We start from the raw sequence: 21,979 nt of genomic DNA on the forward strand, positions 1-21,979 counted from the left end.
TTCCGACCCGGCGCCGAAACGCCCGCGTAATGGGCCGCTGAGACACTCACGACATGGCGAACCTGTTCGAGGGGTACGGCTCCACCGCGACGCAGCGACGGAGCGCATCGCCGTGGGACGAGATGTTCCCGCGCATCTCGGATGACGCATCCGTTCGCGAGCCCTACGGTGTCATTCACCGGGCGCTCGCCTCGATGACGCAGGACGAGCTGCGCGGGCGCACCGAGGCGCTCGCCAGTTCCTACCTCGCGCAGGGCGTCACCTTCGACTTCGCCGGCGAGGAGCGCCCGTTCCCGCTCGATGCCGTGCCGCGGGTGATCGAGGCCTCCGACTGGGCGGTCGTCGAACGCGGGGTACAGCAGCGCGTGCGCGCGCTCGAGGCGTTCCTCGCCGATGCGTATGGGCCGCAGGCCGCCGTGCACGACCGCGTCATCCCTGCAGCCCTCATCTCGTCGTCGACGCACTTCCATCGCCAGGCCGCGGGCATCGAGAGCGCCAACGGGGTGCGCATCCACGTCTCTGGCATCGACCTCATCCGTGACGAGCGCGGTGCCTGGCGCGTGCTCGAAGACAACGTGCGGGTGCCGAGCGGGGTGAGCTATGTCATCTCGAACCGCCGCGTGATGGCGCAGACGCTTCCCGAGCTGTTCACCGCGATGAGCGTGCGGCCCGTCGGGCACTACCCGAACCAGCTGCTGCGCGCGCTGCGAGCGAGTGCTCCCGACGGCGTGGATGACCCCACGATCGTCGTGCTCACTCCGGGCGTGTACAACTCCGCCTACTTCGAGCACACGCTCCTGGCCCGCTCGATGGGCGTCGAGCTCGTCGAGGGCCGCGACCTGTTCTGTTCGGGCGGCCGCGTGTGGATGCGCACGACGAGCGGTCCCACCCGCGTCGACGTGATCTACCGCAGGGTCGACGACGAGTTCATCGACCCGCAGCAGTTCCGGCCGAACTCGGTGCTCGGCTCTCCGGGGATGCTGCTGGCCGCACGCCTCGGCAACGTGACCATCGCGAATGCCATCGGCAACGGCGTGGCCGACGACAAGCTCGTCTACACCTACGTTCCCGACCTCATCCGCTACTACCTCGGCGAGGAGCCGGTGCTGCCGAACGTCGACACCTGGCGGCTCGAGGAGCCCGAAGCGCTCGCCGAAGTGCTCGACCGACTCGACGAACTCGTGGTCAAGCCGGTCGACGGCTCGGGCGGCAAGGGCCTCGTCGTGGGGCCGGCGGCATCCCGGGACGAACTCGAGGAGCTGCGCACCCGGCTCATCGCCGACCCGCGCGGCTGGATCGCGCAGCCGGTCGTTCAGCTCTCGACCATCCCCACCCTCGTCGACGAGGGCATGCGACCGCGGCATGCCGACCTGCGCCCGTTCGCCGTGAACGACGGCGACCAGGTGTGGGTGCTGCCCGGGGGCCTGACAAGGGTCGCCCTTCCCGAGGGCCAGCTCGTGGTGAACTCGAGCCAGGGCGGCGGGTCGAAGGACACCTGGGTGCTCGGCCGTCCCGAAGGGGGAACGGCGGCGGCCGACGCCGGTGCGATGGTCGCCGACCAGGCGATCGGCGGCGCCGCCGCCGTGCTCTACGACCACAAGGAGGCGCCCGCGGCATCCCCGCAGGACAACGGCTCGGTGCGCCAGCAGCAGGAACAGCAACAGCAGCAGACCCTTGCCGACGTGCCACTTTCTGTTCCCTCGGCGCCCCGTGAACCCACCAAAAGTGGCACCTCGGCGAAGAGAGGGGGTGCCGAATGCTGAGCCGCATCGCCGAGTCGCTGTTCTGGATCGGGCGCTACATCGAGCGCAGCGACGGCACCGCGCGCATCCTCGACGTTCACCTGCAGCTGCTGCTCGAAGACCCCTGGATCGACGAGGACACCGCGTGCCGCTCGCTCATCTCGGTGATGGGCAGCGAGGCCGATCCCGAGAGCACCCTCACCCGCGCCGACGTGCTCGCCCTGTTGGCCGTGGATCGCGAGCATCCCGCATCCATCGCCTCGTCGCTGAGCGCGGCACGCGAGAACGCCCGACGCGCCCGCGAGATCATCTCGACCGAACTCTGGGAGTGCCTCAACACGACGAACGCCCGCATGCCGCGACGCGTCGCCGGCGAGAAGGCGCACGAGTTCTTCCGCTGGGTGCGCGAGCGCGCTGCGCTCGCCGTGGGCGTCACCGAGTCCTCGACGAGCCGCGACGACGTCTGGCTGTTCTTCTCACTCGGCCGGGCCATCGAGCGCGCCGACATGACCGCACGGCTGCTCGCCACGCGGTCCCTCACCGAGGCGAGCGGGCCGAGCTGGACGACCATCCTGCGCAGCTGCGGCGCCTTCGAGGCGTACCTGCGCACCTATCGCGGCATCCCCTCCGCACTCAACGCCGCCGAGTTCCTGCTGCTGGATCGGCTCTTCCCCCGTTCCGTGATGTTCTCGGTGAGCCGCGCCGAGGAGTACCTCCACGAACTGGGACCCTCGAGCGGCCGCGTCGGCGTTCAGGATGTCGCGCAGCGCGCCCTCGGCCAGATTCGCGCCGAGCTCGAGTTCCGCCCGATCGCCTCCATCGTGGCGGAGCTTCCCGAGCAGATGGAGGAGCTGCAGGCAGGCCTGAGCATCACGAGCCAGGCCATCCGGGAGCGCTACTTTCCCACGAGCGCGGTGCCGATCTGGATCGGGGAGAACTCGTGAGCCGCATCCGCATCGTGCACCGCACGGGGTTCACCTACTCCCAAGCGGCCACCGCCTCGTACAACGAGGCGCGCATGCTTCCGTGGCATGGGGACGGCCAGTTCGTGCTGGCGAGCGAATTGAGCATCGAACCGGGAGCCCACCAGCACTCCTACCTCGACTACTGGGGTACCCGCGTGAGCACCTTCGAGGTGCTGCACCCGCATACGGAGCTCTCAGTGACCGCCACGAGCCTCGTCGACGTGTCGGCTGCTGCGGCGGCCCGGCATGCGATCGGCTGGGAAGAGCTCGCCGAGATCCGGGAGAGCGCCACTGTCTACGTGGAGCAGTCCCGGCAGACCAGCCGTACCGCCCCGCCTGCCGAGGTCGAGCGTCTCGCCCGGGAGATCGTCGACGGATGCCTCGACCCCGGCTCTGCGGCCGCGGGCATCTGCGCCGCCGTGCGCGACCGGATGGAGTACATGCCCGGCGTGACGGCGGTCACGTCGACGGCCAGTGAGGCGTGGCAGGTCGGCAAGGGCGTGTGCCAGGACATCACCCACGTCGCCATCGGCGCACTGCGTGCGGTCGGCATCCCCGCGCGCTACGTCTCGGGGTACCTGCATCCGCGACCCTCTGCGGCCATCGGCGAGACGGTGATCGGGGAATCGCATGCCTGGCTGGAGTTCTTCAGCGGCACCTGGGTGGGATTCGACCCGACGAACCGCATCGAGATCGGCGAGCGGCATGTGCTCGTCGGCCGCGGACGGGACTACCGCGACGTCTCGCCCTTGCGCGGGGTGTACGCGGGCACGAAGGCATCGGAGCACTTCGTGAAGGTCGAGATCACGCGCGAGGCGTGACGCGGCGCGGGTCGGCTATCCGTGAGGGCCGGCGCTACTGTGGGCGCATGAGCGATGATGCCCGCACCTACACGGATGCCGCCGGAGTGCGGGTGCACTACGACGTCTGGCCTGTGGAGCGCCCGCGCGGCGTCGCGCAGGTCGTGCACGGCGTCGGCGAGCACGCGGGGCGCTACGCCCACGTCGCCCGGGCGCTGAATGAGGCGGGCTTCTCGGTCTACATCGACGATCACCACGGGCACGGCCGAACCGGCCTGGAGCAGCACGGCGGAGACGTCGGCAAGCTCGGACGACTCGGGCCCGGCGGGCTGCGGGCGGCCGTCGCATCCGTCTATGAGCTCTCGGGCATCATCCGCGCCGAGAATCCGGGCGTTCCGCTCGTTCTCATCGGGCACTCATGGGGCTCCTTCATCGCCCAGATCATCCTCAACGCGCACGCGGCCGACTACGCCGCCGCAGTGCTCACCGGCACGGCATACCGGATGCCCGGGTACCTGGCCGCCGGCGACCTCAACCGCCGCCACCGGCAACTGGGAACCACCGGGGCCGAATGGCTGAGCCGCGACCCCGCCGTCGCGCAGGCCTTTCTCGACGACCCGCTCACGACGGGCGTCTCACTGCAGAGGCTCTTCGGGCTCACCGAGGCTGCCCGCCTCTTCGGCGTTCCCTCGGCGCGGATGGCGGACATCCCGGTGCTCATCCAGGTCGGCGGCGATGACAGCGTCGGCGGGGAGCGCAGCGCCCTGAGACTCGCGAATGCGTACCGGCGCCGGGCGCACCTCAGCGACGTGCGACTCATCGTCTATGAGGGCGCCCGCCACGAGGTCTACAACGAGACGAACCGCGACGAGGTCATCGCCGACACCATTGCATTCCTGAACGAGCATCTCTCGACGGGAGCGTAGCGGGCTCGTAAACCCCATTGACATGAGCATGCCTCGGGGAGCACTCTAAGAGCTAAGCCAGCCGTGAGAGCGCTCTCACGGTCAGGCTGCGGGCAACCGCAATCACGGTCCACAACGATGTCGGCCACGGTCGACGATGACCAGGAGTGCAGAACACATGACCAAACGCTCACTCATCCGAGCCTCGTGCATCGCCGCGGTCGCGGCGGTCGCCACGCTCGGACTCGCGGCGGCACCGGCCGTCGCGGCCAACGACGTGCTGAGTCCAGGCACAGCGCTCTACGTCGACCCGCATTCGACGACCCTCGAGGCTGCGTCCACGCTCACCGGTCAGGCGCGCACAGACGCGCAGCTGCTCGGAAGCTTCGCCTCAGCCACCTGGCTCACGAAGGGCACGCCCTCTGAAGCGCAGGCAGCCGCGTCGAAGACGACGACGGATGCCGCGGCCGCGAACGCCGTGCCGACCCTCGTCGTCTACAACCTGCCGTACCGCGACTGCTCTCAGTACTCGGCCGGCGGTGCCGCCAACACGGCCGACTACGAGGCGTGGGTCGACGCCGTTGCCGCCGGGATCGGTGGCAACAAGGCCGTGATCATCCTGGAACCCGACGGGCTCGGGATCATCCCCTGGTACACGAGCAACCAGGGCCAGCAGGAATGGTGCCAGCCGGCCGACGCAGACCCGGCGACCGCGGCATCCGACCGCTTCGCCGCTCTCAACCACGCAGTCGACGCGCTGACGGCACTGCCCAACACCGCCGTCTACCTCGATGGAACGCACAGCGGGTGGCTCAGCGTCGGCGACATCTCCGACCGGCTCGACAAGGCGGGAGTCGCGAAGGCCGACGGCTTCTTCCTCAACGCGTCGAACTACATCGCCACGCCGAAGCTGCAGAAGTACGGCACCTGGATCAGCGACTGCCTGCGGCTGAAGGCCGAGGTGAGCTGGTGGGACTACGGCTACTGCGGCAGCCAGTACTTCCCGGCGACCGCGAGCGACTTCAGCACGTGGGGCGCCACCGACGCCGACTACGCGCAGCGCTTCGCCGACGCGGGCATCACCGTCGACCCCTCGAAGCAGAAGCACTTCGTGATCGACACGAGCCGCAACGGTCAGGATGCCTGGACCCCGCCGGTCTGGAACGGCGACATCGAGGCGTGGTGCAACCCGCCGGACCGTGGCGCGGGCGAGCGGCCGACCGCCGACACGAAGGATGCGCTCATCGATGCCTTCCTCTGGATCAAGGTTCCCGGTGAGAGCGACGGGCAGTGCTTCCGCAGCACGGCCGGCCCCCTCGACCCCATCCGCGGCATCCAGGACCCGCCGGCCGGCCAGTGGTTCCCCGAGCAGGCGCGCGAGCTGATCGCCTTCGCGTCGCCGGCATTCGAGACACCGGCCTGCCACGTGTCCTACTCGGCCACCCGGCCGCTGTTCGGCCTGTTCGCCGGTGACATCGCCATCACGAACACCGGCTCGGTGCCGCTCAAGGGCTGGACGCTGAAGTGGAGTTGGGAGGGTTCCGAGAAGCTGATCACCGTGGTCGGCGGCACCCGCACGCAGTCCGGCGACGCCCTCACGCTGACGAGCACGAAGCTGACGAGCAACGTCAAGGCGGGGGCGACCACCCACGTCGGCTTCATCGGGCGCGGCGCGGCCCAGCGGGTCGAGCCCTGGCTGTTCACGCTGAACGGCAAGCCCTGCGCGGCTGACTGACGGGCATGACGGATGCGGCGGGCGCGCGACAGGCCCGCCGCATCCGGCCGCCCGGGCACGGGGCCGCTCGGGCGCGATCGGAGGGGTCTCGCTACGCTCGATGCCGTGGTCGCCGATTCCCCTCCCGCAGACATCGCCGTGCACGGCGACCTCGTGGCGGCCCTGGTGCGGCAGCAGCATCCCGACCTCGACGGCCCCCTTCGGCTCGCGGCCGAGGGGTGGGACAACGAGCTCTATCGCCTCGGCGACTCGCTGGCGGTGCGGGTTCCCCGCAGGGAGTCGGCCGCCGCGCTCATCCTCTCGGAGCAGCGCTGGCTGCCCAAGCTCGCGCCGCGGCTCCGCGTGCCCGTTCCCGTGCCGGTGCGGCGCGGGATGCCGAGCGAGCTCTATCCGTGGCCGTGGTCGATCGTGCCGTGGTTCGCCGGTACGCCGGCGGCGACCCTCGAGCCGGCCGAGCGCCTCGGCGTGGCCGAAGACCTCGCCGACTTCGTGAACGCCCTCGCGGTGCCGGCCCCCGCGGACGCTCCGGCCAATCGGTATCGGGGAGTTCCGCTCGCGGCCCGCGCGGATGTCGTCACCGCCCGGCTGCGGAACCCGCGCATGCCCTCGCCCGACCGGTTGGCCGGCCTGTGGGAGCGCGTCTGCGCCCTCCCCGCCTGGCGCGGCCCCGCGCTCTGGCTGCACGGCGACCTGCATCCGGGCAACCTCCTCATCGCCGCGCACGGCGGCCTCGCGGCGGTGCTGGATTTCGGGGACTTGACCGCGGGCGACCCGGCCGCCGACCTCGCCACCGCCTGGCTCAGCTTCGATGCGGCCGGGCGTGCCGCTTTCCGCGGCCGTATCGACGAGGGGCGCGATGTCGACGCCGCGACCTGGGGGCGTGCCCGAGGCTGGGCGCTCGTGCTCGGCACCGCGCTCGTCGACACTCTCGAGGGTGACGGCCCGATCGCCCGCATCGGCCGGCACGCGCTCGAGCAGGTGCTGCTCGAGGAGTGAGCGCCGGCCGCGGCCTAGGCTGGAGGCCATGCACGGTGAATACAAGGTTCCCCAGGGCAAGCTCGTCGTCGTCGATTTCGAGGTGGTCGACGAGGCCATCACCGGCTTCCGGCTCGCCGGCGACTTCTTCCTCGAACCCGACGAGGCGCTCGCGGCCATCGACTCCGCCGTGAACGGACTGTCGGCGGATGCGGACGTGAAGAGCATCGCCGCGGCGATCACCGCCGCGCTTCCCCCTGGAACGGCCATGCTCGGCTTCAGCGCCGAATCGGTGGCCGTCGCCATCCGTCGTGCGCTCAAGAAGGCGACGAGCTGGCGTGACTACCGCTGGAACATCGTGCACGCCAAGGCGGTTTCGCCCGCGCTGCACCTCGCGCTCGACGAGGTGCTCGCCACCGAGGTGGGCGCCGGCACGCGAGAGCCCACGCTGCGCATCTGGGAGTGGGACCAGTCGGCCGTCGTCATCGGCAGCTTCCAGTCGGTCAAGAACGAGGTCGACCCCGAGGGGGCGGCCCGCTACGGCTACGACGTCGTGCGCCGCATCTCGGGCGGTGGCGCCATGATGATGGAGAAGGGCGCCATCGTCACCTACTCCCTCTACCTTCCGGGCGATCTCGTGCAGGGCATGACCTTCGCGGAGTCGTACGCCTTCCTCGACGCCTGGGCCGTGGATGCGCTGCGCTCGCTCGGCGTCGACGCGAGCTACCAGCCGCTCAACGACATCACGAGCCCCTCCGGCAAGATCGGCGGCGCCGCCCAGAAGCGCCTCGGCAACGGCGGCGTGCTGCACCACGTGACCATGAGCTACGACATGAACGGCGAGGTCATGACCCAGGTGCTGCGCATCGGTCGCGAGAAGATCAGCGACAAGGGCATCGCATCCGCCGCCAAGCGCGTGGACCCCCTGAAGAGCCAGTCGGGACTGCCACGGGCCGAGATCATCGAGCGGATGAAGCAGGTCTTCACGGCGCTGACGGATGCGACGCCGGGGGAGATCAGCGACGAGGAGTACGCGGCGGCCGAAGACCTCGTGCGCACCAAGTTCGCCACCGACGAGTGGCTGTACCGCGTACCGTGACCACGGCGATTCCGAGGCGTTCATCAGGGCGTGCTCATAGGATGACGGCGTGGACTGGTGGATCATCGCAGCCGTCGCCGCTGTCATCGCTCTGCTCGTGCTCGCGACCAAGCGGGGGTGGATCGACCTCTCGAACAAGACGCGCACGGGCGGCATGGGCGGCGCGGTCGGCGTGCTCGACGAGGTCTTCGCGCCCACCCATCACGAGGCGGCCGTCGAGCAGGACCGCCAGACCGTGCTCCCCGCTCCGGCACCCCTTCCCGGCGACGGCGACAAGGGCATCGCGCAGGCGGAGGCCGGCGATGCGCAGCCTGCCTCGCGCTTCGAGGGTCGCATCCGCCTCGACCTCTGAGCACTCCGGTCGGTCCCGCCGGCCGGCTCGGCCGACGTTGGACGGGTCAGCGGGTGGTGAGCTCCTCGTAGTCGGGGTGCTCCTCGATGAACCGCCGAACGAACGGGCACGACGCCACCACGCGCGCGTCCGTGTTCGCGCGGATGTCGTCGAGCGCACCCTGCACCAGCTGGGCGCCGTACCCCGAACGACGCCGTGCCGGGTCGATCTCGGTGTGAACGAGGTCGAGCACGTTGCCATGACGCCGGTAGTCGGCGAGCCCGATCTCGTCTCCGTCGACCCAGAACGTGTACCGGTTCTGCTCAGGCTCGTGCCGCAACTCCGTTGTCATGCGGTCACGATACCGGCGGCTGGCAGAATGAGGGAATGCCCGGCGCCCCCGCACAGTCGACTCCCAGCGCCGCGTCCCCCGCAAGCGCCCCGACGGCGACGGGCCGGGTGATCCACGCCAACAACCTCGAGGTGCTGCCCACCCTCGACGATGGCGCCTTCACGCTCATCTACCTCGATCCGCCCTTCAACACCGGCCGCGCCCAGGCGCGGCAGGCCATGACGCACGTGCGCACGGATGCCGCGCCCGGCGCATCCGGAACGATCTCGGGATTCAAGGGCGTGCAGTACGAGCGCATCCGCGGTGACCTCTACCGCTACGACGACAGCTTCGAGGACTACTGGGCGTTCCTAGAGCCCCGGCTGCTGCACGCCTGGCGGCTGCTCGCCGACGACGGAACGCTCTACCTGCACTTGGACTACCGCGAGGCGCACTACGCCAAAGTGCTGCTCGATGCGCTGTTCGGGCGCGCGAGCTTTCTCAACGAGATCATCTGGGCCTACGACTACGGTGCCAAAGCCAAGCGCCGCTGGCCCACGAAGCACGACACCATCCTCGTGTACGTGAAGAACCCTGCCGGCTACTGGTTCGACTCGACTACGGTCGACCGCGAGCCCTACATGGCGCCCGGACTCGTGACGCCCGAGAAGGCGGAGCTCGGCAAACTGCCGACGGACGTCTGGTGGCACACGATCGTCTCGCCGACGGGCCGGGAGAAGACCGGCTACCCCACGCAGAAGCCCGAAGGCATCCTGCGGCGCATCATCCAGGCATCCAGCCGGCCGGGCGACGCGGTGCTCGACTTCTTCGCGGGCAGCGGCACGACCGGCGCGGTGGCCGCAGCCCTGGGCCGCGGCTTCACGCTCGTGGATGAGAGCGCCGACGCCATCGCGATCATGCGCGAGCGCTTCGCCGGCCTGCCGCACGTGACCTTCGAATAGCCCGCGCCCCGCCGCGCCTCCCCCTCCCGGCGCCGCCCGCCGCGCCCGCTTCGCCCTCCCGGTGCCGCGCCGCGTCGGAACCGAAAAGCGAGGAGATTCCGAAAAACGAGGCGATCTTGGGCGGCACGCCGACGGCGGACGAGCCGATGCGGGGTGTCGCGTGAGATCGCCTCGCTTTTCGGTCGAGTTTCTCCTCTTTCCGCTGGCGTGACGGAGTCCGCGGTCGTAGCCTCGGGGACGTGACCGATACGACGCCCGTACCCCGCACCTATCCCGAGGGCGTTCCCTCGTGGGTGCAGCTCGACGTGCCGAATCCGACCGAGGCTGCGCGCTTCTACGGCACGCTCTTCGGCTGGCAGGTCCGCGATCCGTCGGCCGGGTACCTCTTCGTGCATGTCGACGGGGCCGACGTCGCCGGCATCGCGCCCGTGGGCGGGAACGTGGAGGTCGCCTGGCGCACCTACATCGCGGCGGATGATGCGGACCTCACCGCCGAACGCGTCGCAGAGAAGGGTGGGAGCATCCTGCGCCCGCCCGAGAACGCCGGCCCCTACGGACGCTGGGCGGTGTGCGCCGATCGCGACGGCACGCAGTTCCGGCTCTGGCAGGCCGGCACCTGCGTGGGAGCCCAGTACGTGAACGCGCCCGGCGGATGGAACTTCAGCGTTCTGAGAGGCAGGCATCCGGAGGCCGCGCTGGCGTTCTACCGCGATGCGTTCGGGTGGGAGATGAGCACCGACCTGGGGGCGGGCATGATCCGGCTGCCGGGTTACGGCGACCATCTGGCGAGCACGGCGGATCCCGGCATCCACGAGCGCCAACGGTTCGCGCCGCCGGGCTTCGCCGACGTGATCGCCGGCCTGGAGCCCTACGACGGAGCGTCGGTCTGGGAGGTGCGATTCAGCGTGCAGGACCGCGACGCGACTGCCGCGCTGGCGGTTCAGGCGGGAGCGACCGAGCTCTCTCGCGACGAGGGGGAGTGGACGAAGGAAGTGCGGCTGCCCGACCCCTTCGGCGCCGTCTTCGTCGCCAGCCAGTTCGCGCCCGCAGCTCAGTAGCCGGCAGCCCGGCCTCCTGCTGCCCTCAGACCGAGTCGCGCATCACGATCGACGTGCCCAGCCGCGTGATCGTCTCCACCGGCTCGCCCTCGATGAGGCGCACGAGCACCCGGGCCATCTCGCGGCCCATCTCCACGGTCGGCTGGTGCACGGTCGTGAGCGGAGGAGTCGCCGTGGCGCCGTAGTTGTCGTCGTCCCAGCCCAGCACGGCGATGTCGCGCGGAATCTCCAGGCCTCTCTCGCGGATGGCCGAGTAGGCGCCGATGGCCATCTGGTCGTTGGCCGCGAAGACCGCGTCGATCGGCTCGCCCCGGTCGAGAAGGCGCTTCATGGCCGCGACACCGGATGCCGGGGTGAAGTCGCCGAGTTCGATGAGCGTCGCGTCCAGGCCGTGCGACTCCAGTGCGCGCCTCCACCCGGCGAGGCGGTCGACGCCGGGGGGCATGTCTTGAGGCCCCGCGATCGTGGCCACGTGCGTGCGGCCCTTCTCGACGAGCAGCGCCACGGCCTGCTCGGCACCCGTGACGTTGTCGACGTCGATGAAGTAGTTGTCTCCGCCGGCATCCAGCAGCGGCCGGCCACCGAACACGACGGGAAGCGTCTGGCTCAGCTGGGCGTAGCTGTGGTCGCCGGAGTGGTGCGAGACCACGAGAGCGCCGTCGACGTTGCCGCCGAGCAGGTACCGACGGGTCTTGCCGGGCTGGGACTCCGACTCGAGCAGCATGTTGAGCGTGTAATCGGTATCGGCCAGGTAGAACGCCACGCCCTGCACGATCGAGGCGAAGAACGGGTCTGCGAACACCTTGGCCGCCGTCTCGGGAACCACCAGCGCGATCGCCTGCGTCTTGCGACTGGCGAGGGAGCGGGCCGCCCGGTTCGGTACGTAGTTCAGGGCCTCGATGGCCTGGCGCACCGACTGGGCGACCTCCGGCGTCACCTTCGGCGAGCCGTTGACGACCCGGGAAACGGTCGCTCGCGACACACCTGCGTGGGCGGCGACCATCTCGAGTGTCGGCACAGCGCCGTCGCGCAGCTTCCCCGCCACCCGATCACTTCCCGTCCTCTGAGTTGGATCAACCATAGTGCCGATTCAGACGCCGACCTTGGTCGAGGCGATCAGGCCGGCGTACTGGCGGGCACTCAGCTTCGGGATGCGTTCCTGCGTCTCGTAGTCGACGTAGACGATGCCGAAGCGCTTGTTGTAGCCCCACGCCCACTCGAAGTTGTCCAGGAGCGACCACACGAAGTAGCCGCGCACATCGGCGCCGGCTTCGATCGCATCCGCGACGGCGCTGACGTGCGCGTCGATGTAGGTCCAGCGCTCGACGTCGTTCACCTCGCCGTTCTCGAGCACGTCGTCGTAGGAGGCGCCGTTCTCGGTCACGTAGAGGGCGGGCAGGGTCGGGTACTCCTGCCCGAGACGCACGAGCAGGTGGCGAAGGCCCTCGGGGTTGACCTCCCAGTCCATGGCGGTGCGGGAGAGTGCCCGCGGCGGGAAGCTCACGTGCTCGCTGCCGACGAACGGCGAGCGCCCGGGCTTGGCGGTCGGCTTCAACCCGGCTGGGGCATCGGCCGGCGCCGGATGCCCGCTGACGTTGTCGTCGTGGTAGTGGTTGACCCCGAGGAAGTCGATCGGTGCGCTGATCACGTCGAGGTCGCCCTCGTGCACGTACTGCTCGAAGTCGTAGGCCCGAAGGTCCTCGAGCACGTCGGCGGGGTAGGCGCCGAGGATGAGCGGTTCGAGGTACATGCGGTTCCACAGGCCGTCGATGCGACGCGCGGCCTCGAGGTCGACGGGGTCGCTCGGGTCGTTCGGCACGGCGTTCGTGAGGTTGAGCGTGATGCCGATCTGCAGTTCCCGGCCGTCGGCCGCCGCCAGCTCGCGCAGGCGTCGCGTGGCGAGGCCGTGTGCCAGGTGCTGGTGGTGCAGCGCGGCGAGGCCCGCATCCGGATCGTTGAGTCCGGGCGCGTGCTCACCGGCGACGTACCCGATGAGCGAGGAGCACAGCGGTTCGTTGAAGGTCGTCCAGTGAGTCACCCGGTCGCCGAGCGCCCGGTAGACCGCTTCGGCGTACTCCACGAAGCGGTCGGCCGTCGCGCGGTTCGCCCAGCCGCCGTCTTCCTGCAGGGCCTGCGGCAGGTCCCAGTGGTAGAGGGTGAGCCAGGGCAGGATGCCGTTCTCGAGCAGTTCGTCGACGAGCCGGCTGTAGAACTCCAGGCCCTCGTCGTTGATGGAACGGCCGCCGGGCACCACGCGCGCCCAGCTCGTGGAGAACCGGTAGGAGTCGAGCCCGAGGGAGCGCATGAGAGCCACGTCCTGGGGTACGCGGTGGTAGTGATCCACCGCGACCTCGGGGGTGTCGCCATTGGCGACCGCGAGCGGAACGCGGGCATAGGCATCCCAGATGGAATCCTCCTTGCCACCCTCGTGGGCGGCTCCCTCGATCTGCGCGGCCGCGGTGGCCGAGCCCCAGAGGAAGCCGTGCGGCCAGGTTCGATCTGTGAGTGGTGTCGTCATCAGCCTTTGACTGCTCCTGCCATGATGCCCGAGACGAGTTGCCGTCCGGCGAGTACGAAGAGGATGAGAAGGGGGATCGTGGCCATCACGGCGCCCGCGAGCACGATGGAGTAGTCCACGTACTTCGCCGACTGCAGCTGGCTGAGGGCCACCTGCAGCGTCGGGTTCTGCGGCGAGACCAGCAGCGGCCAGAGGTAGTCGGTCCATGCGGTCATGAAGGTGAACAGGCCGAGGATGGCCATCGCCGGCCGGGCAGCGGGCAGGCCCACGTGCCAGAAGGTGCCGAACATGCTCGCGCCGTCGACACGGGCGGCCTCGATGAGCTCCTCGGGAATCACGTCCACCAGGTACTGACGCATGAAGAACACGCCGAACGCGGTCACGAGGGTCGGGATGATGATGGCACCGAGGGTGCCGGTCCAGCCGAACTGCTTCATGAGCATGAACAGCGGGATGATGCCCAGCTGCGTCGGAACGGCGAGCGTCGCGATCACGAAGACCATGAGGCCCTCGCGGCCGCGGAAGCGCAGCTTCGCGAACGAGTAGCCGGCCAAGGTCGAGAAGAACACGACGGAGACGGTGATGGTCGTCGCCACGATGATGCTGTTGCCGAGCGCCGTCCAGAAAGGAACGGTGTCGAGCACAGCGGCGACGTTGATCCAGAACCGCCCGCCGGGCAGCAGCGGGGGCCAGGTGTCGCCGAGGGCGCTGTTCTTGCTGCCGCCGATCACGAACGACCACCACAGCGGGTAGGCGCCGCCGAGGAACAGCGCGATCAGCAGGCCGTAGGTGAGGAAGCCGGGACGGCGATCGATGCCCATCGCCCGACGCCGCGGCTGGCGCGGTGCGCGCTGTGCAGGCTTCGCGGGCACCGCGGCCGAGCCGGTCGCCGTGCGGGTTTCAGTGTCGGTGCTCACAGTCGCTTCTCCTCGACCGCCGCGGACAGTGCTACTGCGCCCGCGGCTTTCTCGTCACGGAATTCGCTGATTCTCTTGGCCGTTCGTTTCTTGCCCGAGCGGGTTTCGACCGACGCGATGCGGCGGGAGATCAGGAAGTTCAGCAGCCCGAAGGCCACGATGATGATGAACAGCAGCCAGGCGATGGCCGAGGCCTTGCCGAAGTTGCCGCGGTTGAAGGCCATGTCCCAGAGGTAGAGCACCGTCGTCTGGTACTCGCGGTGCGGACCGCCGAGGTTGGCGCTCTGCGGGTTGAACAGCTTGGGCTCCGTGAAGATCTGCAGGCCGCCGATGGTCGCCGTGATGATGACGAAGATCATGGTGGGGCGGATGCTCGGCAGCGTGATCGAGAAGAACCGGCGGAACGCTCCGGCGCCGTCGAGGGCGGCCGACTCGTGGATGTCGCGGGGCACCGCCTGCATGGCGGCGAGAAGGATGAGCGCGTTGTAGCCGGTCCAGCGCCAGTTGACCATGGTCGCGATGGCGAAGTGGGAGGGAAAGACCTCGGTCTTCCAGTTCACGGCATCCAGTCCGAAGGACTGCAGGATGTTGTTGATCAGGCCGTACTTCTCGCTGAACGCGCTGGAGAAGATGATGGCCACGGCGACGGGCGTCACGACATAGGGAATGAGCACGCTCATGCGCCAGAACGTCTTGGCACGCAGGTTCTGGTCGAGGATCGCGGCGATGAAGACGGCCGCGATCAGCTGCGGGATGGAGCTGAGCAGGAAGATGCTGAGCGTGTTGAACAGCGAGTTCCAGAAATAGGGGTCCGCGAGTTCGGCGCCGTAGTTCTGCAGCCCGATCCATTTTCCGGGGCCGGCCAAGATGTCCCAGTCGTTCAGCGAGACGACGAAGGTGTAGACGAGCGGGAACAGTCCGATCAACCCGAACAGCACGAAGAACGGCGCGACGTACAGGTAGGGCGAGACCTTCACATCGAGCTTGCTCAGCCGGTGCCTCAGCGGCACGCGCTCTTCGGATGCCGGCGTCGGCTTCGGTGACGGCGTGGCGGTCGGCCTGCTCGCGGTCGTTGTCATGCTGCTCTCCTTCGAGGAGTGAGGCCCCCCGGAAACGGGTCTCCGGGGGGCCTCCATGGAGCTAGGTGGGAATTACTTGAGGTCGAGGTTCTTCAGGGTGCTCAGCGCGTCGTTCCACGCGGTGTTCCCGTCGGTTCCCTTGTCGAGCTCCTGGGTGGCCGGTCCGAAGACCTGCTCCTGGATGACCGAGTCGTTCGGGCCCTTGAACTGGGCCTTCACGCCCTCCGCCCGCTTGGCGAGGATCTCGCCGACCGGTGCGTTGTTGAAGAACTTGGTCAGGTCGCTCTCGCCGGTCACGCCGGGGTCGCTCTGCGCCTCGGTCACGCTCGGGAAGGTGCCGGCTGCCTGGAAGGCGGCAACCTGCGACTTGGCCGTGGTGAGGTAGGCGGCCAGGGCGGCTGCCTCCTTCGGGTGCTTCGACGTGGTGGGCACCGTCAGGAACGATCCACCCCAGTTGGCGGGGCCGCCGGGGAAGACGTCCGCGAAGTCCCAGCCGCTGGTGGCGTCGCCGCCCGCGGTCTCGACCTGTCCCTTGACGACACCGAGCATCCAGCCCGGGCACATGAAGGTCGCGAACGAGCCGTCGGTGAAGGCCTTGCCCTTACCCCAGTCCCACGCGGTCTGAGCGCTGGAGAGGCCGGCTGCTGCGCCGTCGGCGAGCTTGCCCCACTGGGTCTTCAGGTCGGCGTTGTCTTCGACGTCGATCTTGCCGTCCTTGGAGTAGTAACCCTCGGGCAGCTGGTTGACCATGGCGTTCCAGACGAAGCCGGACTGGTCGTAGAAGGGCTTGCCCGTCGCGGCCTTGTACTGCTTGCCGACCTCGAAGAACTTGTCCCACGTCGCGTCCGCACCACCGAAGAGCTGTGCGACGCCGTCGCGGTCGCTCGGCAGGCCGGCTGCGGCGAACAGCTTGCTGTTGTAGCACAGGCCCTCGGGGCCGATGTCGGTGCCGTATCCGATGATGCGGCCGTCCTTGTCGGTGGCCTGCTTCAGCTTCCAGTCGACCCAGCGGTCCTTGATGTCGTTGGCGCCGTACTTGGTCAGGTCGGTGAAGCTGTCGGAGACCTGCATGACCTGGCCGAGCCAGCCCTCTTCGACGGCCTGCACGTCGGGAAGACCCGCGCCGGCTGCCTGCTTGGTCTTCCAGTCGGTGAGGGCGTTTCCACCGGTGTCGATGTTGGTCGCCTTGATGGTGATGTTCGGGTTCTCCTTCTCGTACGACTTGTACAAGTCGTCGAGACCCATGGTGCCGAACGTCGTGACGGTCAGGGTTACCTTCTCGTCGGAACTGCCCGAATCGCCGGAGTTCGAGGAACATCCGGTGGCGATGAGGGCGAATGCCGCTGCGCCGGCAATGGCTGCTGCAGCCTTGGTGCGTCGTGAAAGCTTCACGGTCACTCCCTTGTGTGCGTGGACAGGATAGGTGCTCGAAGGAGCGCTATCACCGAAGTGTGAGAGCGCTCTCACGGTTGCAGGATGATGCTGACATGCCGCACTACGGAAGTCAAGAGAGCGCTCTCACGGGAGCCGTTCGTTACCGAGTCGTGACCTCATGCACCGCTCGCGACTCGAGTCGCGGAGGCCTACTCCGTGGCGTTGCCCTGACGCTGCGCTCGCACGGAGGCGGTGTCGGCGCCCGGTTCGATGAGTGCCCCGAAGTCGACCGCGGCCCGGTTTGCGAGGATGCCGGTGTCGTAGTTCTCCGCGTCGTCGTCCTCGGCAGCCGAGCCGAGAATGCGCACGAGCGGGCCGTTGGCCGGCTCGTCGGATGCTGCGCGCTCGGCCTCGGCGCGGTTGTCCGCAGCCTCCTGCAGGGCCGACTTCGCACGCAGCGGCGGCGTCTTGAAGAACAGCGCGAGCGCGAAGGCGATGAGCACGACGATCAGGGCCACCCAGTAGACCTCAACGGCCGAGGCGTTGAAGCCGACGAGGAAGGGCTTGGACAGGCGCGGATCCGTGCCGTTCAGGAACGAGGTGTCATCGAGGGTTCCGCTGCCGATCGAGCTGTCTCCGCCCGTGCCGGAGGTGAGGGCGTCCTTCACGGTGGGGACGACCTGGTCGACGACCGTTGCCCGCTGGGTCGCGTCGCTGAGATCGACCTGCGGGGGGAGGTTGGCCTCGACCGGCCCGACGATCGGCGTGTAGATCTTCGCCATGATCTGCTTGTTCTCGGGGGCGTTGGCCACCGCGGGATCGAGGGCCGCGTCGATCGCATCCGAGAGGGTCGCCTTGTCGGAGAGCGAGTCGGTGATGTTGGCGGGCATCACGGTGAACAGCAGCGAGAGCAGAACAGCCGTGCCGAGCGTTCCGCCGATCTGCCGGAAGAAGGTCGAGGCGCTCGTGGCCACGCCCATGTCGCGCAGGCCCACGGAGTTCTGGCTCGCGATGGTGAGCGTCTGCATGAGCTGGCCGAGGCCGAGGCCGATCAGCAGCATCGCACCCGCGAGGAACCAGTACGACGAGTCGTAGTGCAGGAAGGTGAGGTCGAAGAACCCGCCCGCGAGAAAGGCGGTGCCGAGGATGGGGAACAGTCGGTAACGCCCGGTGCGCGCGATGATCTGGCCGCTCGCGATGGAGGAGATCATGAGGCCGAGGATCATCGGCAGCAGCTGGATGCCGCTCTCGGTCGGTGTGGACCCGAGCACGAGCTGCAGATAGAGCGGAAGCGTCAGCATCGCACCGAACATGCCGAAGCCGACGAAGACGCCGATGATGGTCGCCATCGTGAAGGTCGAGGACCGGAACAGCTTGATCGGGATGAGCGCGTCATCCTTCATCCGGATCTCCACGAGGATGAAGGCGATGATGCCGAGAACTCCGATCACGTAGCAGGCGATCGCGATGCCGCTGTCCCAGCCCCATTCGCGGCCTTCCTCGGCCACGAGCAGAAGCGGCACGAGAGCGATGATGACGGTCGCGGCGCCCCACCAGTCGATGCGCACAGAACGCTGCTCGCCCTTGGGAAGATGCAGGAATCGCAGCACGATGATGAGGGCGACGATGCCGATCGGAACGTTGATCAAGAAGACCCAGCGCCATCCGGCGATCCAGAGAATCTGGTCGGCGCCGGCGAACAGGCCGCCCACGAGCGGGCCGACGAGGCTCGAGATGCCGAACACCGCCAGGAAGTAGCCCTGGTATTTCGCACGCTCGCGCGGTGCCAGCATGTCGCCCATGATCGCGAGTGGCATCGACATGAGTCCGCCCGCACCGAGACCCTGGATGGCGCGGAAGGCGGCCAGTTCGAGCATCGAACTCGAGAAGGTCGCGAGGATGGAGCCGCCGACGAAGATGACGATCGCGAGGATGAAGAGCGGGCGGCGTCCGAAGATGTCGGAGAGCTAGCCGTAGATGGGCGTCGAGATCGTCGAAACGATGAGGTAGGCCGTGGTCACCCACGCCTGCTGGCTGAGGCCGTGCAGGTCGTCGCCGATCGTGCGGATGGCGGTGCCCACGACGGTCTGGTCGAGCGCCGAGAGGAACATGCCGGCCATCAGGCCGAAGATCACGAAGAGGATCTGCCGGTGGCTCATCAGCGGTTTCGAGGCGGGGGCGGTGTTCGACATGTTGCACGTACCTTCCGGCGAGAATGCGTGACAGCGACGGGAGCGACCGACGGTGGCTGGTGGAGACCTCGTGAGTGGGGCAACCATTCACGGCTTCTTCAGATTCCCGCTTGTTAGGGTCGCGCCGTGCGCCGTCTGAAATCTACCGCTGTCCTGACCGTTTCGGTCGCTGTTCTTCTCGGCACGGCTGGATGTTCGGTGGGAGCTGCGCAAGCGGAGGCTGAGAAGCAGGGCACCTCGCACGTCGCGCCCGCGACGGATGGCCCGCGGCCGACTCCCTCGGCAGGCGCGCCGGAGCCGGCCGCGCTGTCCAACTCGCCGGCAACCCCGGCCGTGAAGGCTCAGCTGGATTACGTTCTGACGTACTGGAAGCACTACAACCCCGACTACGGCGTGCTCGACGACAACGACTGCGTCAACTTCACCAGCCAGTCCCTCATCGCTCGCGGCTGGAGCGAGGACGACGACTGGTACTCGGCCGACGACATCGCCGACGCCTCGAGCGCGTGGCGCAGTTCGACCGCGATGCGCAACTGGCTGAAGACGCGTCCCGACCTGGCCACCGCCCTCACCGACGAGCAGCGTGATCAGGTCAAGGTGGGCGACATCGTGCAGTTCGACTGGGACCGCTCCGGCGACCGCGATCACACGGGCGTCGTCACGCGTGTCAAGCACACCGCATCCGGAACCAAGATCTACTTCGCCGGGCACACGGATGACTCGGAGTACCGCGATGTCGACAAGGCGATCCACGAGGACCACCCCGGCGCGGCCGTCTACTACTGGAGCCTCGCCGACTGAGGTGCGCCCACACCGTCGGAGCCCGCAGTAGCCTGTGAGCATGCCAGTACGTGCGTCCGGACCGCCTTCTCGGCGCGTCCGTCGCAACCGCCTGATCGTGCTGTCGGCGGGCGTGGCGGTACTGCTCGCGCTCTCGGTGATCGGGGGCGTGGTGTGGGGAGCGCGTCTCACGGATGCGGCGGCCCAGACGCCCCCGACCGGCACGAGGACGGCGTCCCCCAGCGCGACGCCGACACCGCGTCCGGCGCCGCAATCGACGGCAGCGCCGACGGCGATCCCGCCGAGCTTCGACAGGCACGCGCGTTCCATCGATGACCCGGCGAGCATCTGGGTGGTCTCCGACAAGAAGCGGGCGCTGAATCCCCCCGACTTCGTTCCCCCCGACCTCGTCGACGTGCCCGTCGCGCACACCTGGGACCCGCAGCTTCGGGCGGAGGCCTCGGCCCAGCTCGTCGCCATGTTCGCCGCGGCGTCCGCCGAGGCGGGTCTCCACCTCGCCTCCAACAGCGCGTACCGCAGCTACGACTCCCAGGTCAGCGTCTACAACCAGGACGTCGGCGCGCACGGCCAGGATGCCGCGGACCAGTCCACCGCACGGCCCGGCTTCAGCGAGCACCAGACCGGCCTCGCGATCGACATCGGGGCCGAGTCCGGCAACTGCTCGCTCGACGCCTGCTTCGCGAACACTCAGGAGGGCACCTGGCTGGCGCAGAACGCGTATCGCTTCGGATTCCTGCTGCGCTATCCGGCCGACAAGGTGCCGGTGACGGGGTTCGAGTTCGAGCCGTGGCACTACCGCTACATCGGGGTCGACCTCGCCACCGAGATGCACGACACCGGTGTCACCACGCTCGAGGAGTTCTTCGGCCTGCCCGCCGCTCCGACCTACTGAACCGTCGACCCGAGTGGTCGACATGCCACCTTTCGTGGCCTCGAGGCGCCCGGCACCCGCGAAAAGCGGCATCTCGGCGGTTCATGCGTTCCCATGAAAAGTTGAGCGTTCGTGCAGGGCCCACCCATTCCGGCGTGGTGCACTTGCGGGTCTTTGCACGCGACCCGAAATCTCTCTCACGTGACTCGTTCCACCCGCACCACCCCCTCCTCGCCCGTCCTCTCCTCGCCCAGCCTCACCGCTCGTGCCGCCCTTCTGGCCTCACGGCGGCATCGGCGCGGGCGGCATGCGCGCCCGTCGTCATTCACCGGTGGCACCGTGCTGGCCGGATGCGGTCTCGCGCTCGCCATCACGGCCGGGGCCCTCACGCTCGGCATGGGCTCGGACGGTTCCGCCCAGGCCAGCGTCGCCCAGCAGCCCCGGCAGAAGCAGGCGGCGTCCCAGCCGAGTGCGCGTATCGATGCCGCGGCCCTCGGCTCGCGGGTGCGTCTGCCGTTCGTGGTCAACGACGGCAACCCGGTGATCGACGCCCTCCCGGTCGCGACGCAGGGGCCGGTGACCGGCGGAACGACCATCACCCTCAGTGGAGCGAACCTCGAGAAGGTCGCCTCCGCCAGCGTCGGTGGCCAGGCGGCGGCTCTCGCATCCGTTACGCCGGATGCCGTGACGCTCACCGTGCCCTCGGCGGTGCACTACGCCGAGGGCACGGCCGGCATCGACCTGCTCGACGCCGGCGGCGCGCCAGTGCCGGTGGACCTGACCCCGGCAACCACCGTGGCGGCGGACTCCCCGGTCGCGGTCTCTGCGGCGCCGGCCCTCACCTTCACCTACGTACCCGACGCGGGCATCCAGGCGCAGAGCGCCTATATCCAGGCGTACTGGTCCAACTACAACCCGGATTACCTGCAGCTCAGCGGCGCGGACTGCGCCAACTTCGCCAGCCAGGGCCTGCTCGCCCGGGGCTGGTCGATGGATGCGGACTGGTGGTACGCAGGCGGCGCCACGAGTTCCTCGTGGGTGAGCTCGACGGCGCTCTACGGCTACCTGTCCGCGCATCCCGAGCGTGCCACGCTGCTCGGTGAGACGCGGGATGACCTCAAGGTCGGCGACATCGCCCAGTTCGACTGGGACGGCTCGGGGGACTGGGATCACACCGCCACCGTCACCCGTGTCGAGCACACCGACTCGGGAACCCGCGTCTGGGTCGGCGGTCACACCAAGGACATGGACTTCTGGAACGTCGACGAGGCGCTCGCCACCGGCGGGTCGGATGCGCGCATCGCGTTCTGGAGCATCCGCTGAG

At 68.7% G+C, this 21,979-nt stretch carries 19 protein-coding genes and 1 pseudogene; 13 read left to right on the forward strand and 7 right to left on the reverse strand.

The window, feature by feature from the left end:
- The first annotated feature begins 53 nt into the window (after positions 1-53).
- The 8 genes from WDJ51_RS11340 to WDJ51_RS11375 all read left to right on the forward strand — a co-directional run bounded on the left by WDJ51_RS11340 (position 54) and on the right by WDJ51_RS11375 (position 8,573).
- Complete coding sequence (locus tag WDJ51_RS11340; RefSeq protein ID WP_337852570.1) at positions 54-1,763, forward strand: circularly permuted type 2 ATP-grasp protein; 1,710 nt, start codon at positions 54-56, stop codon at positions 1,761-1,763.
- Positions 1,757-2,686, forward strand: coding sequence for an alpha-E domain-containing protein (locus tag WDJ51_RS11345; RefSeq protein ID WP_337852571.1), 930 nt, complete (start codon positions 1,757-1,759; stop codon positions 2,684-2,686). Before WDJ51_RS11340 ends, WDJ51_RS11345 begins: the two co-directional genes overlap by 7 nt.
- Complete coding sequence (locus tag WDJ51_RS11350) at positions 2,683-3,528, forward strand: transglutaminase family protein (protein WP_337852572.1); 846 nt, start codon at positions 2,683-2,685, stop codon at positions 3,526-3,528. Before WDJ51_RS11345 ends, WDJ51_RS11350 begins: the two co-directional genes overlap by 4 nt.
- Positions 3,529-3,575: 47 nt before the next feature.
- Positions 3,576-4,433 (forward strand): alpha/beta fold hydrolase, encoded by an 858-nt coding sequence (locus tag WDJ51_RS11355; protein WP_337852573.1) that lies wholly within the window; start codon positions 3,576-3,578, stop codon positions 4,431-4,433.
- A gap of 157 nt (positions 4,434-4,590) precedes the next feature.
- Positions 4,591-6,147 (forward strand): glycoside hydrolase family 6 protein, encoded by a 1,557-nt coding sequence (locus tag WDJ51_RS11360; RefSeq protein WP_337852574.1) that lies wholly within the window; start codon positions 4,591-4,593, stop codon positions 6,145-6,147.
- A gap of 105 nt (positions 6,148-6,252) precedes the next feature.
- Complete coding sequence (locus tag WDJ51_RS11365; RefSeq protein ID WP_337852575.1) at positions 6,253-7,143, forward strand: aminoglycoside phosphotransferase family protein; 891 nt, start codon at positions 6,253-6,255, stop codon at positions 7,141-7,143.
- 28 nt (positions 7,144-7,171) lie between these two features.
- Positions 7,172-8,221, forward strand: coding sequence for a lipoate--protein ligase family protein (locus tag WDJ51_RS11370; protein WP_337852576.1), 1,050 nt, complete (start codon positions 7,172-7,174; stop codon positions 8,219-8,221).
- A gap of 49 nt (positions 8,222-8,270) precedes the next feature.
- Positions 8,271-8,573: a hypothetical protein gene (locus tag WDJ51_RS11375; protein ID WP_337852577.1), complete on the forward strand. Its 303-nt coding sequence runs from the start codon at positions 8,271-8,273 to the stop codon at positions 8,571-8,573.
- A 46-nt stretch (positions 8,574-8,619) separates the two neighbouring features.
- Here WDJ51_RS11375 and WDJ51_RS11380 read toward each other — a convergent pair whose 3' ends face one another.
- A complete protein-coding gene (locus tag WDJ51_RS11380; RefSeq protein ID WP_443218489.1) occupies positions 8,620-8,904 on the reverse strand; it encodes a GNAT family N-acetyltransferase in 285 nt (94 codons plus the stop codon).
- Between the two features lie 35 nt (positions 8,905-8,939).
- On the opposite strand from WDJ51_RS11380, the gene WDJ51_RS11385 reads away from it, so the two are divergent.
- Positions 8,940-9,845 carry a DNA-methyltransferase gene (locus tag WDJ51_RS11385; RefSeq protein ID WP_337852579.1) on the forward strand — a complete coding sequence of 302 codons (906 nt, stop codon included), beginning with the start codon at positions 8,940-8,942 and terminating at the stop codon, positions 9,843-9,845.
- A 239-nt stretch (positions 9,846-10,084) separates the two neighbouring features.
- Positions 10,085-10,903 carry a VOC family protein gene (locus tag WDJ51_RS11390; protein ID WP_337852580.1) on the forward strand — a complete coding sequence of 273 codons (819 nt, stop codon included), beginning with the start codon at positions 10,085-10,087 and terminating at the stop codon, positions 10,901-10,903.
- A 25-nt stretch (positions 10,904-10,928) separates the two neighbouring features.
- Here WDJ51_RS11390 and WDJ51_RS11395 read toward each other — a convergent pair whose 3' ends face one another.
- From WDJ51_RS11395 to WDJ51_RS11420, 6 genes and pseudogenes are all read right to left on the reverse strand, one after another.
- On the reverse strand, positions 10,929-11,906 hold the full coding sequence (locus tag WDJ51_RS11395) for a LacI family DNA-binding transcriptional regulator (RefSeq protein ID WP_337852881.1): 978 nt from the start codon (positions 11,904-11,906) through the stop codon (positions 10,929-10,931).
- Positions 11,907-11,993: 87 nt separating this feature from the next.
- Positions 11,994-13,421 carry a GH1 family beta-glucosidase gene (locus tag WDJ51_RS11400; RefSeq protein ID WP_337852581.1) on the reverse strand — a complete coding sequence of 476 codons (1,428 nt, stop codon included), beginning with the start codon at positions 13,419-13,421 and terminating at the stop codon, positions 11,994-11,996.
- Positions 13,421-14,242, reverse strand: coding sequence for a carbohydrate ABC transporter permease (locus WDJ51_RS11405; protein ID WP_337852882.1), 822 nt, complete (start codon positions 14,240-14,242; stop codon positions 13,421-13,423). The genes WDJ51_RS11400 and WDJ51_RS11405 overlap by 1 nt, the downstream gene beginning before the upstream one ends.
- Before the next feature lie 92 nt (positions 14,243-14,334).
- Entirely contained in the window at positions 14,335-15,417 is a 1,083-nt protein-coding gene (locus WDJ51_RS11410) for a carbohydrate ABC transporter permease (RefSeq protein WP_337852582.1), read from the reverse strand.
- Between the two features lie 72 nt (positions 15,418-15,489).
- Entirely contained in the window at positions 15,490-16,809 is a 1,320-nt protein-coding gene (locus WDJ51_RS11415) for an ABC transporter substrate-binding protein (protein WP_337852583.1), read from the reverse strand.
- 191 nt (positions 16,810-17,000) lie between these two features.
- Positions 17,001-18,950 (reverse strand): annotated as a pseudogene (locus tag WDJ51_RS11420) (MDR family MFS transporter).
- A gap of 231 nt (positions 18,951-19,181) precedes the next feature.
- Here WDJ51_RS11420 and WDJ51_RS11425 point away from each other — a divergent pair.
- The 3 genes from WDJ51_RS11425 to WDJ51_RS11435 all read left to right on the forward strand — a co-directional run bounded on the left by WDJ51_RS11425 (position 19,182) and on the right by WDJ51_RS11435 (position 21,978).
- On the forward strand, positions 19,182-19,784 hold the full coding sequence (locus WDJ51_RS11425) for an amidase domain-containing protein (protein WP_337852584.1): 603 nt from the start codon (positions 19,182-19,184) through the stop codon (positions 19,782-19,784).
- A 40-nt stretch (positions 19,785-19,824) separates the two neighbouring features.
- The gene (locus WDJ51_RS11430) at positions 19,825-20,676 is read left to right on the forward strand and encodes a M15 family metallopeptidase (RefSeq protein WP_337852585.1); all 852 of its coding nucleotides are present in this window, start codon (positions 19,825-19,827) and stop codon (positions 20,674-20,676) included.
- Positions 20,677-20,856: 180 nt separating this feature from the next.
- Complete coding sequence (locus WDJ51_RS11435; protein ID WP_337852586.1) at positions 20,857-21,978, forward strand: amidase domain-containing protein; 1,122 nt, start codon at positions 20,857-20,859, stop codon at positions 21,976-21,978.
- Position 21,979 lies beyond the last annotated feature (1 nt).

The sequence above is a fragment of the Rathayibacter sp. YIM 133350 genome (assembly GCF_037404875.1).
GTDB lineage: Bacteria > Actinomycetota > Actinomycetes > Actinomycetales > Microbacteriaceae > Orlajensenia.